This window comes from Rhizobium rhizoryzae (genome assembly GCF_011046895.1).
In the GTDB taxonomy this organism is placed as follows: domain Bacteria; phylum Pseudomonadota; class Alphaproteobacteria; order Rhizobiales; family Rhizobiaceae; genus Neorhizobium; species Neorhizobium rhizoryzae.
The window spans coordinates 300,093-315,896 of sequence record NZ_CP049250.1; the positions used below are offsets into that span (position 1 = coordinate 300,093).

Consider the following 15,804-nt stretch of genomic DNA (forward strand, 5'->3'; position numbering starts at 1 on the left):
TCCGTCCCGCGCCCCATATTGACTGATGCCCAAAGCCAGGGCACAAAGGTGGCATCCACGGTCGCTCGCGGCGGGAAAACAGAGGAAATTTCAAGGATCTTTCGGTAAGCCTTTGAAATCATGTGAGAATCCAGGTCTCCCAAGCAAGTCATTTTTGACTGATTTTTCGATCCAGATTAGCGATTATCTCCCTCGCGGGAAAGTGGCGTCTTCACAATAAGTTAAGCGATCTCGGCCGCAATTTTTTGGCCATCCGTCGCGTTCGAAGGCGGCTAGCAAAAATTGGCTGGGGACCCGTAAGTTGTTCAAACGCCGATGCTGTGACATGCGAGGTCCGCCGTGATGAACTTCAATCCCTCCGTTCGTGGCCAAACGGAACCTGGTCAGGGTTAAGACATCTTGATTGTTCGTTGGCGACGGCCCGCCAGGTCACTGTCCCGACGATGCCTCTGTCAGTCGGCCAGAGCGCGGCGCATCTCATCCGGGCATGCCCTACGGCACTTCATTTCGGCCATAGGCGGCCGCACCCAGACGAGCCTTTTCCCGCCTCCGTTTCGAAAGCGCTAGAAGTTCGTGTGTGCGATGCCACTCCCGCGCAGCAGCCTGTGTGATCTGGTTGGTGGGCTTGTGCCTCTCGCAGGCTTCGACCAATACGCTCTCCGCCAGCTAGGCCGCACTTTTATAAACGTATTCACTCCGCTCGTTGATTACAGACATGTAGCCTGATACTCCGTTGCCGTCTGCCTCTCAAAGCATGTGGGAAGACCGGGACCAGCGCAAATGCAGAGCGGATACCACGCCTCCCGGAACAAGGTTTTGAGGTCGAATCCCAGCATATCTTTACATGCGACCGTGCCGAACGCGCGTTAAGGCCTTCTCTGGCACACACATTTTGAACAAACACGGAATTTTTTGGGTGGATTCAGCCTTTCGAGAACAGCACGGAGAAAATGAATCGAGGGGAAAACTACGGAGTCAATGCGGTCACCGTGTTAACGAATCTCTCATACTTTCGCGGCACGGCAAGTAATGAGGGGAAACATGAATTCAGCATCGAAGCTTCAGTATGGCAATCGCTTTGGCGAAGACGTGAAGAAGATCGCTTTCTCCGTGGCATCGGCCTCCACAGAGGCTCAGGTGGCCAGCGCACGCTACACGCGATGGTTCCATGGCGATCCCGGCGAACCGGAACCTATGGCGACCTCTGCCAAAAAGTTCCGCCAGATCACCGGAGATATGGCCGTGGCCGAAGTCATCGCGGCGACGAAAGAAAATCTTTCTATTCTCGGTGACGACGCCAGCGATCTGTTCACGTCGAAGCTTCCAGCCGGGCATCGAATGCGAAAAGCTATCCGCTCCTCCATTCTACCGCATGTCCCCTATCTCGGCACATGCAAGTTCGGAGAAATCGTAACCGGCCGTAATCAAGACCATTTCGCGGTCACTCAGATATTCATCGCCAACTTTGATGGCGACCTCAACACGGATGTCGCAGGTGCGAACTTCTGTAAGCCACGCAGCCGCGATTTCGACCAAATGTTTTTCGGCCTTCACCTGATCATGGATCGAGACGGGAACGCGCTGGGTTTCGACAAGCGCCTCGGAGACAACGGCGTGGCCTTCAAAACAAAGGACATCACGACCGCGCTTTACAATGTTGCAGCGGCAAGCACTGGCCTCTCCATGGAAGCCCTGAAGGCGCGGGCTGCCGCCATTCAGAAAGCGACCAAGTAAATCTCAGCCGCTGCCTTTTTCCCTACGCTCAATCTGGGTGGCGACTAGCTTCGCCACCAGATGCACAAGGTTCTTCGCCTCGAAGCGACTTTTCAACCTGTCAATCCGATGTTCGATGGTCCTCGGCGACAGATGCAGAAACTCAGCGATTTCCTTCGTGCTCTGTCCCTCAATAAGAAGTTGTATGATGTTATCATCGGTAAGGTCGGTCTTAGCCTCTCGCATCGGCGAGATGAAGAAGCGCCCTTCTATCAGACTCATGCACCAGCCCGGCTTTCCATCGCATTTCTGGGGCAGGATGAGGCGCTCGTAGCCAATCCGAACTCCGAGAAGCTTTGTCCTCACCAACTCTAGGGCGGGACGCTTCACTTCCAGAGCCCGCGAATAGGGTGCTATGATCGCATCGTCGATGAAACTGCGGTTTAGATCGCGCAGCGCCGCATCAGGAAACTGCTGTTTCATCTGGTTGAGTAGATGGCTTCTGAAGCCAAAATCTTTCACTCTACGAAACCGCCAGTCATAAGGGTCATCGGCTTCCGTTGCGACCACGGAAAGCGCCATCTTGATCGTCAGGCTGTTTAGGATGGTAGCGTATAGGTCTTGTGGGTTCGTGGCCTCGTCTGACAGCAACCAGGCATCGATAAGGGTCTCGGAGAGCGCGTTAAATGAGGTCATAGTTACATGCGTACACTAAACATTTCCATTTCGATTCAGGATGGGTGTATCGGCGAGATACCTTAACAAGCAGTTGCGGCGCCACATCGAAAGCATGCTTTAGGTTGGTAGTGCTTGGGACTTGGAAGCCTGCCGGAAACAGTCGTTACGGCCCGATTCCAAGTTTTTTTGGATGGACATGGAGTCAGGATGCTACACGGTCATCGCCCGAAATCATGTAGTAATTGAACGCACTTTGAATGGTACTGGTGCGTCGCAGTGAATAGCCACAGGGCCTGTAGCGGCCTGGTCAGCTAAATTTTACGCAGGAGGCCTTCAAGGTTATTGATAATTCAGGGTAGCTTTCAAAGTGATGCGTTGCGCCAAATTGCCGAGCGAGGCTATCCGGAAGTGAAGGTCTCGTAGCGGCTGAAGCCAGTGCATCAGCGATGCAGAACCTTGTCTTCAACGAGAAGACAAACCGCATTGAAGATTACCTAGCAGTCGAGTGTCGGGCGCATAAAATCCCCCCGGCGACCCCACGCGTGCGGCTGAATTCATTTTCAAGCCAACTCATTGAGAAAGGGCGGCATTCACGAAACGGGCTACCTCACGGGAAAGTTCTTCATCTTTCGGTGCGTCCCCAAAGCCGCCATGAGGCATGGCTTCGAACACATGCAGTTCAGCCACGGCTCCAACCTGACGCAGGGCCCTATGCAAGCGTACCGCATTCGAAAGCAAGAGATCGCGTGTGCCACTCTGAATGAATGTCGGTGGGAATTCATTGGTGAACCGTCCGAAGAGAGGCGAGATATAAGGATGGGCCAGATCGGCGCCGTTGGCATAGAGTAGGTTCGCTGGCATCAAAGAGGTTGGAAGGTTTACGTCGATCATCTTGTTGGTCTGGAAGCTATCCCCTGACTCCGTCAGGTCGATTTCAGGCGAAAGCAACACAACCGCGCGGGACAAATCCAGCCCTTCATCCTGAGCGCGCACGACGGTCGCCAATGCCAGATTGCCACCTGCAGAGCGTCCACCGATGACAATGCGTTCGGCGCCGTATGTGTCCACAGCATGCTTGTACACGCACATGCAGTCGTCAAGCGCAGCCGGAAACGGGAATTCAGGTGGCATCCGATAGTCCACGCCGTAGCATTGAATGCTAAAGCGAGATGCAGCTATCCGAGCCCCTTCGCGGCTTGCTTCACCGCCACCAAAGACAAGCGCCCCTCCATGAAGATCGATATATACACAATCCGCGCGATCGAGCTCGATAGGCTTTGCAAAATGAACGTCGGCAGAGCCAATTCGCTTCCTACTTAACTGTACGTCTCGAGATGATTCCAACACTGATACCGTGGCGGCGTAAGTTGAATCTACGGCTGACTTAAGCTTCTGCCATGCTTCATGATCCTCCGCCGGAGGCATTGGGTACAGTGCGTTGATGGGTAACCCGTCGTTTCGGACGGCGTTATGAAGCCATTGTTGCGCCTCTCTACTGATCGAGTTTGGCACTGGCACGCGACGTTGATCTACGCTCACAGCATTGAGTTTGAGGTCATCCCGCCAGTTCCTCAAGACTCTCTCCAGTCAGCTTAACTCGCCTCCCAGATTCTGCCAGCAAGGCTGGGCGGAACTTAGGCCGCCTGAACGATTGGCAATATTCATTAGATTGCTACCGCCCGGGTGCAAGAGTTGGATCCTGTTTTGAGCGGCTATATGTCACGTACCTTCGCCGTAGAAGATCACCGCAAAGACAAAGGCTTCCATCCAATCGTAAGTGCGCAAATCTGGGTGCGTCACTGCACGTAAGCCCGCACAAGCCGTCTATCTGATTGCCGCCTCGAAAATCTTTGGCAAAAAAGGTCGGGGTGTCTTTCAAGTGCCAAATTGGCACCCGTAACGATTGTCACCTGCGGGAAGTCGGCGAATTCATCGTCATCATCTTCGTGACCGTTCCCTCTCGTTGAGGATACGGAAGGCCGTTGCCACCCTTAAACGGATGATCGTAACGCCTCGAGTTGCAAAGTTCAGGCTTTTCGTATGGCTGCCCACTTCAGTACTACCAGATATCTCCTCAACAACCTTGTCCCGATCTTGCACATCGACGCCATCAGGGCGAACTACCGGGGCGGTCTTCCGCCAGAATTATTGCACTTGCGAACAAGTAATGTTTGTCAAATGATACGTCGCCAAGGCGCAGCGGCATGCCATTAAGTCCGCCGCCGACGCTTCCGCCAGTATCAGCTCGGGAATCCCCTCCGGCTCCTGACACTCAAAGAACATTTGAACCCGAGCTATATATTCTCGGGGACAAGTTGCTGGGAGTTACAGCAGCATCGAAGGCTGGCACTCTGTTCAAGCTAGATGCGGCGGCACGCCCTCAAGTCACCGCTAGCTCTGCTCCCCCTAAAGCTCGGAGATCCCCGCATTTGGCGCCCTCATAGATCAGGCCAAGGCGTATCTCAAAATCGGAAGCAATACGGGCGAAGGCGGGAAATTCATCTTTGGCGCCTTGGTCTGCCTGGTTCGGTCAGCGCGAGATGATCTGTAAAGGCGCGCCGGACCTTCTGGAGACACTTGATACCCATCTGGCCTTTCTCAACCTGCAACTGAACCGTTGCATTAGCACAACACACGCCTAAGTTCCGATACACACTCAAATTGATGCTATCTTTCCAAGAATCGCCCGCATAAATCTCCCTCAATGAGAGAATTAGATGATGCTAACTAATCAGCGGATCGAGACGGTCCAAGCCCTGAGAGGAGTTTGCGCCTTTGGTGTGATGCTGTGGCATTCCATGTTGTTCACCGGCGGCTATGATAGCGAAATGGCGATCAGAGCCTTCCGTCCGGCGTCCATCATGGGCGTGGATATGTTTTTCCTCATATGCGGCTTCGTCATCTTTCTCTCCTCCACCAAGGGCAAACCTGACGACCTGCAGACCCAGAACCCGCTAAACTTCCTGGTTCGCCGGCTCGTCCGCATCTACCCGCTTTATCTCATTTGTACGCTGGTAATTTTTGGCATCGAGTTCAACGGTGAGCGCCAGACCGGGGAACTCCTCTTCCGCAGCCTCTTCTTCATGCCAACCTTGAACGCAACTGGGCCGAACATTTTCGAACCTGCCCTCACCGTCGGCTGGTCGATTACCTACGAAGTTGCGTTTTACAGCGTTTTCGCACTCTCTTTGGCGTTCGGAAAATACTTGTTGAGGGTCATTCTGATTTGGGCACTGATTGCGCTAATTGGAATGGCATTGCTGGAAGGCAATTACTGGCTGGATCCGACCGTCGTTCCGCCAGACTGGTCTGCCGCAAGAGCGATTTTCCCGAACCCGATCAACAGCCTGTTTTTGATCGGGATCCTCACTGGAGTTCTGTATCGAAGCGATGTGCACTTTGGATCTGCGACACCAGCCATGCTGGCGGTAGCATTTTCATTCACATGCTGCGTAGCCCAGTACATGTCGAACTGGAACATCGCTCACGGCATGACAGGCGTTGGACTGCCACTTGCCGCTCTTTTTGTCTCTCTTGTGATGGCGGAAAAGACATTTCGTTTCGTGGTACCAGATGTCTTGGTTCGCTTGGGAAATATCTCCTATTCCTTGTATCTCATCCACCCGATCGCGATCTGGATTGCCATCTGGATCAACGTGGATTTTAATTTGGGAAATCCTTTTAGCGGGTGGCTGCTTGTCGCAGTAACGGTCGCGTTGAGCCTTGGCCTATCAGTAATGACCTACGCCTTCATCGAAAAAGCTTTCGGAAGCTGGGCTACTCGCTGGTGCCAGCATGCTACGGATTGGGTATTGGAATCATGTGCCCAGCAGATTTCCGGCTGGATGCCACAGCGCTTACGCTAAACTATGTCGCCCTGAAACGGGTCTCGGCAAAATGGGCTGGAAACCCGCAGCCAAAGACTGCAACGAGGCGGAAATCCACGGTCGAATATTGCGTTGAAGAAGAAGGTAACGCTGACCTTTAAGCTCTGTTGCTTGTCCGCTTTCGACGAGCCTAAGCGAACCTCAAATCGATGCCCTCCCAATCGATGCCCCGCCATCGACCTGCAACACCTGCCCGGTCATGAACGCTGAATCGTTGGAAAGAAGGAAGGCAATTACGGCTGCGATTTCCTCTGGTTTGCCAAAGCGCCCCATTGGGACTCCGGAAAGATAGCGTGCCTCCCCCTCACTGCCGGGTGCATTGTTGGCTCGGAATAGCTCGGTCTCGGTGGGGCCAGGCGACACGGCATTAACCGTGATGCCGGTCGCCGCAAGTTCCAGCGCCCAGCTCCGTGTGAAGCTGACGAGTGCGGCCTTCGCGGCGGCATAACTCGTGCGTTGCACGCTACCCAGGACGGTCAGACTGGAGATGTTGACGATCCGGCCCCATCCCCGTGCCTTCATCCCGACAAGAGCCGCCTGCGCCGAGACGAGTGCCGGATGCAGATTGACGCGCAACACCTCGTCCAGCGTATCGAAGGAGATGTTACCCAGCGGCGCGGCACGAACAAGGCCGACATTGTTGACGATGCCGTCGACGCCGCTATCGCGTACGATGTCGGCAAGCCTGTCGAGCGTTTCGTCGTTACCCAGATCGAACTCATGCAGGGTGCCGGGAAAGTCGTCGACTGCATGGCGGGCGATGCCGATCACCGCGTCACCCTGAGCCGACAGCCGCTTCGCAAGCGCCAGCCCGATGCCCTTGCTGGCACCCGTGATAAGAAATGTCTTCTTCATCGCATATCCTCTCAACCCTGCCTCAGAAGAGACAGGGTGCTCTGGTGTGGACCGATCAGGCGGCGGTGCGGGTGGCTGCGGCAAGAAGCGCGGGCAACATGTCTTCCGGCTCAGGACGACGGGTGTAATCCGGGTTCACCTCGGCATAAAGGATGAAGCCATCCTGGCCGACAACGTAGCGGGCTGGCATGGGCAGCGTCCAACTCGGGTCGCCGTTGAAGGTGGGAAGATCGTTCTTGAGCGACTTGTAGAGGTTGACCAGATAATCCTGCATCTCGAAACGCAGGCCACAGGCGGCTGCGACATCGTTATGCGTGTCGGACAGGATTGGGAAGGTAAGGTTGTTCTGGCGCACCGATTTGCGGCTGTTGACCGGGTTTTGCGGGGAAATAGCAACAAGCTTTGCGCCAAGTGCTTCGAACTGCGGGAGGGCTTCCTGCAGGGCCTGGAGCTCCATGTTGCAATACGGGCACCAGACACCACGGTAAAAGCTGATCACCAGCGGGCCATGCGCCAGAAGCTCAGCCGACGAAACCGGATTGCCGTCAGGATCGGAGAGGGTGAATTCCGGCAACTTGTCGCCAGCCTTCAGGGCTTTTTGGGCAGCACCAGAGGCAATCAGTTCGGAAGTGGCGCGGTGCATCGTCTCGATCACGGAGTACGGCACGTTGTAAGGCGGCTTGCCGGCTTCGAAGTCAGCTCTGAAAGCGTCAAGCTTGGATTGAAGGGTCATGGTCATTCTCCTTGAATTGGAATTGGAACTGGGTCTGTCGTGTCGGGCATTTCTGGACTTCAGGATGCCCCTGAAGTCCGTTGATAAACTTGAAAGGTGATCAGCCCTGTGCGGCCAGGGAACGAGCGACTTCGGCGGCGCTGATGCCTTCGAGAGCAAGACCGTAGCCACCGTCCTGATCGATGATCCGGCGCAGCTTCTGGGTGAGCGCGATGCGGGTATAGCTCGAGGTCAGCGGCGGAAGCGCTGCAATACCCTCGGCGATCTCATGGGCTCGGGCGAGAAGCTTGTCGGCCGGCACGACCTCATTAACGACGCCCCAGTCCTTGGCGGTTGCCGCATCGAGTACCTGGCGGGTCAGGATGAAATAGCGGCCGCGGATGCTGCCGATCACTTCGGGCCAGAGCAGGTTGACGCCATCACCGGGCACGATGCCGAAGTCGAAATGCGGCTTATCCTGGAAGACCGTTTCCGGCGTCGCAAGAATGATGTCGGTGAGCAGCGCATATTCCGAGTGAAGCAGCACCGGCCCGTTGAGCGCCGTGATCATTGGCACCTCGATGTCGAGGATGTTCATCAGAACCTTGCGGCCCTCGCGAAAGATCTTGTCGTAGCCACGCGGCGAGAAGAAGTCGAAGCCATCGGGGCTGATCGCATCCATGAAGGCGTCGCCCGAGCCGGTGAGGATCACGACCCGGTTCTCGCTATCAGAGCCGATCTGATGAAACAGATCGACGAACTGTTCGTGCGTATGGCCGTTGAAGACGAGCTTGCCGCCATTGGTGTGAAGCGCGACTTCAAGCACACCGCTCGGCGTGCGGGTCAGGCGGGCATTCGGGAAGGAATTCTTGTAGGTGTCGAATTTGGACATGGTGGTTCTCCAATGTTTGCTTAGGCGGAAATGGTGGGGAAGAATCAGGTGGCGGGCACGGCTGCTTCGACGCGAGCAATGGCCTGCTGGACGGCGGGGCGTGCAGCCACCGCCTGGTACCAGCGGGAAAGGTTGGGGCGACCGTCGATAGTGAGCCCAGGAAATTGGATCCGCCACATCCAGCCAAAATGGGCGATGTCGGCGATCGTAAACTCCTTTCCGGCCATGAAGGGCTGCGAGGCAAGCTTGGCATCGAGCAGTCCGAGGAGCCGTTCTGCCTCGTTGGTGAAGCGGGCCTCGGCGATCGGCTGGGGCTCGGGCGATGAGCGCTTGAAGAAGCCGGCATTGCCGAAAGCAGGGCTCAAGCCCGAGGCGTGGAAGAAAAGCTGTTCGAAGACACGAGCGCGGCCGGCGCCATCCTTTGGCAACAGCTTGCCGGTCTTCTCAGCGAGATGGACGAGGATGGCAGCGCTCTCGGTCAGGACAAATCCGTCGTCGACCAGGACAGGCACCTTGCCGTTCGGGTTGAGAGCGAGGAATGCCTCAGCCTTCTGCGCGCCTATGCGCACGTTGATAGGCCTGAGATCGTAGGGCATCTCCAACTCTTCCAGGGCGATTAGCACCTTGACACTGTTCGGAGTAGCGAAAGCGTGGACTTGGATCATTGTGTGTCTCCATCAGATCGTGTTCCGTTGAAGACAGGTATGCCCATTCCTCGAACCTTGCGGCAGACAGCTTGAGGCGATAATGTTTATTCCTAGGGAGAATAGGCGATGGATCGACTGCAGGCGATGAGCGCATTTGTGCGAGTGGTGGAGACAGGCTCGTTCTCGCACGCCGCGCGACAGATCGGCGTGGGTCAGCCGGCGATCTCGAAGACGATTGCGCAGCTTGAGGATCGGTTGCAGGTTCGGCTGCTTATCCGATCCACGCACGGCCTTTCGCCGACGGATGCAGGCATTCGATTCTATGAACGTGCAAAGGCGGCAATCCAGGAAGCCGATGAGGCCGAACTGGAGGCGAAGGGCGCCGGGGCGGGCTTGTCTGGCCGCCTCCGTGTCAGTGCGGCAACGACATTCGCCAGGCTGATGTTGATCCCTCGACTGGCGGAGTTCTTGGCCGCCCATCCCGACCTTGAGGTCGATGTCGTTCTCGACGATCGCGTGATCGACCTTGTATCCGAAGGTATCGACATCGCGCTGCGCATGGGCGAACTCGCCGACAGTACCGCTGTCGCCCGCAGGATCGCGACAGGCCACCGTTCCGTGGTGGCGACGCCTGCCTATCTCAAGCAGCATGGCATCCCGCAGGCTCCAGCAGACCTCGCCACGCACCAGGCCGTTGTCTATACCCAACTTGGGAATAGCTGGACGTTCCGCAGAGATGGTACTGAGGCCTCTGTCGCGGTGTCAGGACGGGTACGCTTCACCGCCGCCGAGGGCATTCGCGCTGCCGTCAAGGCAGATATGGGACTGGCAGTAACATCGGACTGGATGTTCTGGCCGGAACTGCAGAACGGCGAAGTTCTCCGGGTGCTGGAGGATTGGACGCTCCCGGACATCGACCTGTGGGCTGTCTTTCCAACGGGGCGGCTGGCCAGTGCAAAAGCGCGCGCCTTCGCCGATTTCGTGAAGACGATCGTCGGCTGAAGCAATGTCTCCTCTTGGCCTCAAAGTGGACATCGAAGACATCCCGGATCTGGCAGGAAGACGCGGCGGGAAGCCTAGACGCTGTCATCATCGGCCCGATCGTGGCGTCCGTCCCAAAGTCCGCTTGAAAGCATGAGCAAAGGCGCTTTGCGAGTTATAGCCAACGGCGGAAGCAACGGCCGCGACGGTCTCGCCCGCATTCAGTTTTTGCTGCGCCAGGACCATGCGCCAGTGAGTAAGGTAGTCGAGAGGCGGCCGGCCGACACGCGCGGTGAACCGTTGCGTGAAGGCCGAACGCGACATGCCGACCTCCGACGCCAGCATGGGCGCTGTCCAGCGGCACGCGACATCCCCATGCATCAATCTCAGCGCCCTGCCGATCCTCGGGTCCGCCAGCGCGGTGACCCAGCCGACACTGTTCTTAGGGTTGGTGGCCACGAAAGCGCGAACGGCCGTGATAATAAGGATTTCCGCCAGTCGCTCGGCAACCAGTGAGCCACCCAGTTCCGCGTGGGCGACCTCTATCCTCAGAGCATTCAACGTTCTCGCGACAGCCTCGGCGGTGGACGACCTGGCATCAATACGCAAAAATTTCGGGAGCGCATCGAGAACGAACGCGGCGCTGCCATTGGCAAAGCCGCTGCCACCCCCTATCAGCGCCGTTTCGTCTGCAGCGCCCAGCCGTACCAAGTCCTGTCCCGGAGCCGCGTAGAGCGGCATCCCATCCATCGGTTCGACGGCAGGGTCACTCGCCACCGCATAACGCGTGTCGCGGATGAGAACGACATCGCCTTCCACAAGTGCTTGTGGCGAATGATCCGGAAGAAGAAGCCAGCACTGGCCTCTTGTGACAGCGACGAACTTCAACCGCGCTCGCCCGTCGAAGGCGAGTGCCCAGTCTCCCGCCGCTTCGAGGCCGGTGCCCCGGACGCTCCGCGCGCCCAAGGCTGCAAGAACCTCGGAGAACGGATCGGCTATTGGTTTGGCGGATCGCGACAAAGACATGGTTGTTCAAGCATAGATCATCCGAGATGCGCTGCCTAGATCTTGCTTCTCATGCAGACAATGGAGCCCCCTATCATGACCATTGAGAACAAGATCGTTGCCATCACTGGAGCCGGGCGCGGCATTGGCCGGGCGACAGCTATACATCTTGCCGCGCGAGGCGCGCGCCTTGTGCTCGGTGCACGAAGCGAAGCGGAGATCGCCAGTGTAGCAGGAGAAATCGAGGCGGCGGGCGGCGAAGCCGTCTATCGGGCCATCGACGTAACTAGAGCTGTAGATCTGGAGGATCTGGTCAAGCTTGCCTGCGAACGTTTCGGGCGGCTGGATGTCATCATCAACAATGCAGGCATCGGTCCGCTGTCGCGTTTCAAAGCGCTGAAGGTCGATGAATGGGACGCCATGATCGACGTAAACCTGAAGGGCGCGCTCTACGGTATCGCTGCGGTTCTGCCCGTGTTTACGGGCCAAGATAGCGGGCACGTCATCAACGTCGTATCAACCGCTGGCCTCAAGATCGTGCCAACGATGGGCGTTTACGCCGCGACCAAGAATGCACTGCGGACAGCCACAGAAGGTCTGCGGCAGGAAGCGGGAAAAAACCTGCGCGTGACGGAGATATCCCCGGGTTTCATTGACACGACCTTCGCGTATGCCTCCATTGCCGATCCTGACATCAGAGCGGCTATTGTCACCCGCAAGGAAGCGCTCGCCATTTCCCCGGTAGCTATCGCAAGGGCGATAGCCTTCGCAATCGAGCAACCCAGTGACGTGGAAATCGGCAGCATCGTAGTGCGCCCGACCGCACAGGATTGACACTATCGGAGCGTCTCGGCTTTGGGCGCACAGAACTCTCCTTCGGACCTGAAACGACCGCAAAAAAATCCACCGGATGCTCGCAACAGGTATGGAGTGGGATCATCATCAACAGCTCAGACTTGGCCGCTTATGGCGCGAAGCGGCCATCCCGGGCACTGTAACCTTCTTCGCCAGAGCGGAAATTATTGCCGCTCTGGCGCCCAGTTGACTGATGCCCAAAGCCAGGGCACAAAGGTGGCATCCACGGTCGCTCGCGGCGGGAAAACAGAGGGAATTTCAAGACTTATCCACTAAGTCATTGAAATAATGTGAGAATCCAGGTCACCCAGTGAACTCATTTTGACCCTAATTTTTTACCTGAACTGGTCATCGGCTCGCGCACAAAAAAGTAGCGTCTTCTCAATAAATTGAGCGATCTCTACCGTATTTTCTTGGGCTATCCGTCGAGTTCGACGACGCCCAGAAAGTTAGCTGGGGACCCGTAAGTTGTTCAAGGCCGATGCTGTGACATGCGAGGTCCGCCGTGATGAACTTCAATCCCTTTGTTCGTGGCCAAACGGAACCAGGTCAGGGTTAAGACATCTTGATTGTTCGGCGGCGACGGCCCGCCAGGTCACTGTCCCGACGATTCCTCTGTCAGTCGGCCAAAGCGCGGCGCATCTCATCCGGGCATGCCCTACGGCACTTCATTTCGGCCATAGGCGGCCGCACCCAGACGAGCCTTTTCCCGCCATCGTTTCGAAAGCGCTAGAAGTTCGTGGGTGCGATGCCACTCCCGCGCAGCCTGTGTTGAACCGTCCGAAGAGAGGCGAGATATAAGGATGGGCCAGATCGGCGCCGTTGGCATAGAGTAGGTTCGCTGGCATCAAAGAGGTTGGAAGGTTTACGTCGATCATCTTGTTGGTCTGGAAGCTATCCCCTGACTCCGTCAGGTCGATTTCAGGCGAAAGCAACACAATCGCGCGGGGCAAATCCAGCCCTTCATCCTGAGCGCGCACGACGGTCGCCAATGCCAGATTGCCACCTGCAGAGCGTCCACCGATGACAATGCGTTCGGCGCCATGTGTGTCCACAGCATGCTTGTACACGCACATGCAGTCGTCAAGCGCAGCCGGAAACGGGAATTCAGGTGGCATCCGATAGTCCACGCCGTAGCATTGAATGCTAAAGCGAGATGCAGCTATCCGAGCCCCTTCGCGGCTTGCTTCACCGCCACCAAAGACAAGCGCCCCTCCATTAAGATCGATATATACACAATCCGCGCGATCGAGCTCGATAGGCTTTGCAAAATGAACGTCGGCAGAGCCAATTCGCTTCCTACTTAACTGTACGTCTCGAGATGACTCCAACACTGATACCGTGGCGGCGTAAGTTGAATCTACGGCTGACTTAAGCTTCTGCCATGCTTCATGATCCTCCGCCGGAGGCATTGGGTACAGTGCGTTGATGGGTAACCCGTCGTTTCGGACGGCGTTATGAAGCCGTTGTTGCGCCTCTCTACTGATCGAGTTTGGCACTGGCACGCGACGTTGATCTACGCTCACAGCATTGAGTTTGAGGTCATCCCGCCAGTTCCTCAAGACTCTCTCCAGTCAGCTTAACTCGCCTCCCAGATTCTGCCAGCAAGGCTGGGCGGAACTTAGGCCGCCTGAACGATTGGCAATATTCATTAGATTGCTACCGCCCGGGTGCAAGAGTTGGATCCTGTTTTGAGCGGCTATATGTCACGTACCTTCGCCGTAGAAGATCACCGCAAAGACAAAGGCTTCCATCCAATCGTAAGTGCGCAAATCTGGGTGCGTCACTGCACGTAAGCCCGAGGCCGTCAGGAATTTGGTCATCTTTCGCGAAGCAACCGTGACAGTTGCCGCAACGTGTTGGAGCGCTTTGTCCGAGGCTTAACGGCAGTACAATGCGAAAGGGAGGGCAAAGCCACCAACAGGGATCGACGGCTCAATCACCATGGCATCCTGCAAGTGCCTGCGGAGCTCGCCGCGCACCAGGCCGTCGTCTATACCCAACTTGGGAATAGCTGGACGTTCCGCAGAGATGGTACTGAGGCGCGCTGTCTCTGTCTCAATTCAGTGTATTTGGCAGTTCGGCGACCGAAGGCGGAAATTATTTCCGTGTCTGGAGCGGTGGCCAAGCGGGCTGGCGGGAGGGGACAGTATTCCTTCAGCGGAAGCCGTCGGTTCAGCCGTTTACCAAGCATTAAACTCAAAAGAGCTACATCCAGGTCATAACAACCTACGGGGGCTGGGGGCTGCACTGGATGGAGACGAGCAATCTGATCGTTTACGTGCCGCCGGTGCTGTTCAACCTAGTGGCTGGATGCTTCTTCCTTTTGTGGCATCTGAAGTTGAGTGACACCTGGTATTGGGGCGCGGGCTTTGCGCAGACCGCGCTTGGCTTCGTGATTTCGACCTTCTCGATCCAACCGACCTTCGACGCCTTTGCGTCCGGACTGATCTTTATGGGCGCAGCCTATTGCTACGGCAGCGGGCTCTTGTCTCACTTCAAACTGGCCAGACAGAACACGCAGCGCCTGACATTCGTCGCCTTATATACGCTGGCGCTCATTTACGTGGTGTTTGTAGAGAAGAGCCTGATCTACCAATTATTCCTAACCGACATGGGATTCGCGTTCCTGCTCGGCTGGGCAATCCTCAGGGTCAGGCGAGAGGCCGTAAGCGGTATCGACAAGGCACTCGTCGCGACGAGTTGCATTGTCGTACTGGATTCGGTGTCGCGCGCGACCTACTTCACGTTCTTTACCGGGTCGAGCAACGAGTTTGCCGACTTTGCCGACTCGACTTACAATCTTGCAGTTCATCTTACGACCATTACTGTCTGTATGTTCTTTCCCTTCAGCGCGGTCGCAGCCGTCGGACAGACAGCGCTCGAACGTTACAGAAGGGCGGCGGAGACGGATGAGCTGACCGGGCTTCTGAACCGCCGGGGGCTGCGCTACGCACTCGCGCGCAATTATGGTACCACCCGCCAAGGCTCGTTGATCACCTTCGACATCGATCACTTTAAACGCATCAATGATGGCTACGGACACGGCTTCGGCGACGAGGTCATACGAGGGCTGGGCCAAGACCTCCTTCAGGTTGTCGGGTCTCACGGGTTCACGGCGCGCTATGGCGGTGAAGAATTCGTTGCGTACCTGCCCGGCGTCGGTGTCACGGAAGCACGTAACCTGGCGCAGTCATTGCGGAGCGCCTTCGCGGAAAGGGCGTGGGTGGCCTTCAATGTGACTGAGCAATTCACTGTTTCCGGCGGCGTCGCTTCCTTAATGGCCGAGGATACTCGAGTGGAGGCCGCGTTCGAGCGGGCGGACCGGGCACTATATGCGGCCAAGGCCGCCGGTCGGAACCGCGTGTTTGTCGATGGCGGCGACGCCCAAACGTTACCTTGTTTGGCAGTCGGCGACAGTCAGGGAGAACGGCAAGAGGCTTGACCGGCGGTTCATTCGCCACTTTGGCATCTCTCCGCCGAGCCGAGGACTCTCATTGTCTAATGACATGCCAGATTTACCTCGCTGGTTCAAAGGAATAACTCAAGGTTACGAATATGCCCGCGACCGCTACCGGC

The 15,804-nt window shown here is 56.7% G+C and carries 13 protein-coding genes; 5 read left to right on the forward strand and 8 right to left on the reverse strand.

The window, feature by feature from the left end:
• Positions 1 to 1,041: 1,041 nt before the first annotated feature.
• On the forward strand, positions 1,042 to 1,734 hold the full coding sequence (locus tag G6N80_RS07685; protein ID WP_165132813.1) for a DUF6656 family protein: 693 nt from the start codon (positions 1,042 to 1,044) through the stop codon (positions 1,732 to 1,734).
• A 3-nt stretch (positions 1,735 to 1,737) separates the two neighbouring features.
• On the opposite strand, the gene G6N80_RS07690 is transcribed toward G6N80_RS07685, so the two are convergent.
• Both G6N80_RS07690 and G6N80_RS07695 read right to left on the reverse strand, forming a co-directional pair.
• A complete protein-coding gene (locus tag G6N80_RS07690; RefSeq protein ID WP_165132816.1) occupies positions 1,738 to 2,295 on the reverse strand; it encodes a helix-turn-helix domain-containing protein in 558 nt (185 codons plus the stop codon).
• A 666-nt stretch (positions 2,296 to 2,961) separates the two neighbouring features.
• Entirely contained in the window at positions 2,962 to 3,966 is a 1,005-nt protein-coding gene (locus G6N80_RS07695) for an alpha/beta hydrolase (RefSeq protein ID WP_183898015.1), read from the reverse strand.
• A 1,223-nt stretch (positions 3,967 to 5,189) separates the two neighbouring features.
• On the opposite strand from G6N80_RS07695, the gene G6N80_RS07700 reads away from it, so the two are divergent.
• The gene (locus G6N80_RS07700) at positions 5,190 to 6,257 is read left to right on the forward strand and encodes an acyltransferase family protein (protein WP_246251463.1); all 1,068 of its coding nucleotides are present in this window, start codon (positions 5,190 to 5,192) and stop codon (positions 6,255 to 6,257) included.
• Positions 6,258 to 6,419: 162 nt separating this feature from the next.
• On the opposite strand, the gene G6N80_RS07705 is transcribed toward G6N80_RS07700, so the two are convergent.
• From G6N80_RS07705 to G6N80_RS07720, 4 genes are all read right to left on the reverse strand, one after another.
• A complete protein-coding gene (locus G6N80_RS07705; protein WP_062555437.1) occupies positions 6,420 to 7,133 on the reverse strand; it encodes an SDR family oxidoreductase in 714 nt (237 codons plus the stop codon).
• 55 nt (positions 7,134 to 7,188) lie between these two features.
• Entirely contained in the window at positions 7,189 to 7,866 is a 678-nt protein-coding gene (locus tag G6N80_RS07710; RefSeq protein ID WP_062555436.1) for a peroxiredoxin-like family protein, read from the reverse strand.
• Between the two features lie 100 nt (positions 7,867 to 7,966).
• On the reverse strand, positions 7,967 to 8,737 hold the full coding sequence (locus tag G6N80_RS07715) for an enoyl-CoA hydratase/isomerase family protein (RefSeq protein ID WP_062555435.1): 771 nt from the start codon (positions 8,735 to 8,737) through the stop codon (positions 7,967 to 7,969).
• Between the two features lie 44 nt (positions 8,738 to 8,781).
• Entirely contained in the window at positions 8,782 to 9,402 is a 621-nt protein-coding gene (locus G6N80_RS07720; protein WP_062555434.1) for a glutathione S-transferase family protein, read from the reverse strand.
• Positions 9,403 to 9,510: 108 nt separating this feature from the next.
• On the opposite strand from G6N80_RS07720, the gene G6N80_RS07725 reads away from it, so the two are divergent.
• The gene (locus G6N80_RS07725; protein ID WP_062555433.1) at positions 9,511 to 10,386 is read left to right on the forward strand and encodes a LysR family transcriptional regulator; all 876 of its coding nucleotides are present in this window, start codon (positions 9,511 to 9,513) and stop codon (positions 10,384 to 10,386) included.
• Positions 10,387 to 10,473: 87 nt separating this feature from the next.
• On the opposite strand, the gene G6N80_RS07730 is transcribed toward G6N80_RS07725, so the two are convergent.
• On the reverse strand, positions 10,474 to 11,391 hold the full coding sequence (locus G6N80_RS07730; protein ID WP_062555432.1) for an AraC family transcriptional regulator: 918 nt from the start codon (positions 11,389 to 11,391) through the stop codon (positions 10,474 to 10,476).
• 75 nt (positions 11,392 to 11,466) lie between these two features.
• Between G6N80_RS07730 and G6N80_RS07735 the strand changes: the two genes are divergently transcribed.
• Complete coding sequence (locus G6N80_RS07735; protein ID WP_062555431.1) at positions 11,467 to 12,204, forward strand: SDR family oxidoreductase; 738 nt, start codon at positions 11,467 to 11,469, stop codon at positions 12,202 to 12,204.
• A gap of 689 nt (positions 12,205 to 12,893) precedes the next feature.
• Here G6N80_RS07735 and G6N80_RS07740 read toward each other — a convergent pair.
• The gene (locus G6N80_RS07740; RefSeq protein WP_206531714.1) at positions 12,894 to 13,637 is read right to left on the reverse strand and encodes an alpha/beta hydrolase fold domain-containing protein; all 744 of its coding nucleotides are present in this window, start codon (positions 13,635 to 13,637) and stop codon (positions 12,894 to 12,896) included.
• 842 nt (positions 13,638 to 14,479) lie between these two features.
• On the opposite strand from G6N80_RS07740, the gene G6N80_RS07745 reads away from it, so the two are divergent.
• Positions 14,480 to 15,670 (forward strand): GGDEF domain-containing protein, encoded by a 1,191-nt coding sequence (locus G6N80_RS07745; protein WP_165132825.1) that lies wholly within the window; start codon positions 14,480 to 14,482, stop codon positions 15,668 to 15,670.
• Positions 15,671 to 15,804: the final 134 nt, after the last annotated feature.

Coding starts and splice junctions, on each gene's coding strand:
- G6N80_RS07700 (WP_246251463.1), top strand. CDS start 5,190: ATGTTGTTCACCGGCGGCTATGATAGCGAAATGGCGATCAGAGCCTTC.
- G6N80_RS07720 (WP_062555434.1), bottom strand. CDS start 9,402: ATGATCCAAGTCCACGCTTTCGCTACTCCGAACAGTGTCAAGGTGCTA.
- G6N80_RS07690 (WP_165132816.1), bottom strand. CDS start 2,295: ATGGCGCTTTCCGTGGTCGCAACGGAAGCCGATGACCCTTATGACTGG.
- G6N80_RS07710 (WP_062555436.1), bottom strand. CDS start 7,866: ATGACCCTTCAATCCAAGCTTGACGCTTTCAGAGCTGACTTCGAAGCC.
- G6N80_RS07725 (WP_062555433.1), top strand. CDS start 9,511: ATGGATCGACTGCAGGCGATGAGCGCATTTGTGCGAGTGGTGGAGACA.
- G6N80_RS07740 (WP_206531714.1), bottom strand. CDS start 13,637: ATGCCTCCGGCGGAGGATCATGAAGCATGGCAGAAGCTTAAGTCAGCC.
- G6N80_RS07705 (WP_062555437.1), bottom strand. CDS start 7,133: ATGAAGAAGACATTTCTTATCACGGGTGCCAGCAAGGGCATCGGGCTG.
- G6N80_RS07715 (WP_062555435.1), bottom strand. CDS start 8,737: ATGTCCAAATTCGACACCTACAAGAATTCCTTCCCGAATGCCCGCCTG.
- G6N80_RS07735 (WP_062555431.1), top strand. CDS start 11,467: ATGACCATTGAGAACAAGATCGTTGCCATCACTGGAGCCGGGCGCGGC.
- G6N80_RS07730 (WP_062555432.1), bottom strand. CDS start 11,391: ATGTCTTTGTCGCGATCCGCCAAACCAATAGCCGATCCGTTCTCCGAG.
- G6N80_RS07745 (WP_165132825.1), top strand. CDS start 14,480: ATGGAGACGAGCAATCTGATCGTTTACGTGCCGCCGGTGCTGTTCAAC.
- G6N80_RS07685 (WP_165132813.1), top strand. CDS start 1,042: ATGAATTCAGCATCGAAGCTTCAGTATGGCAATCGCTTTGGCGAAGAC.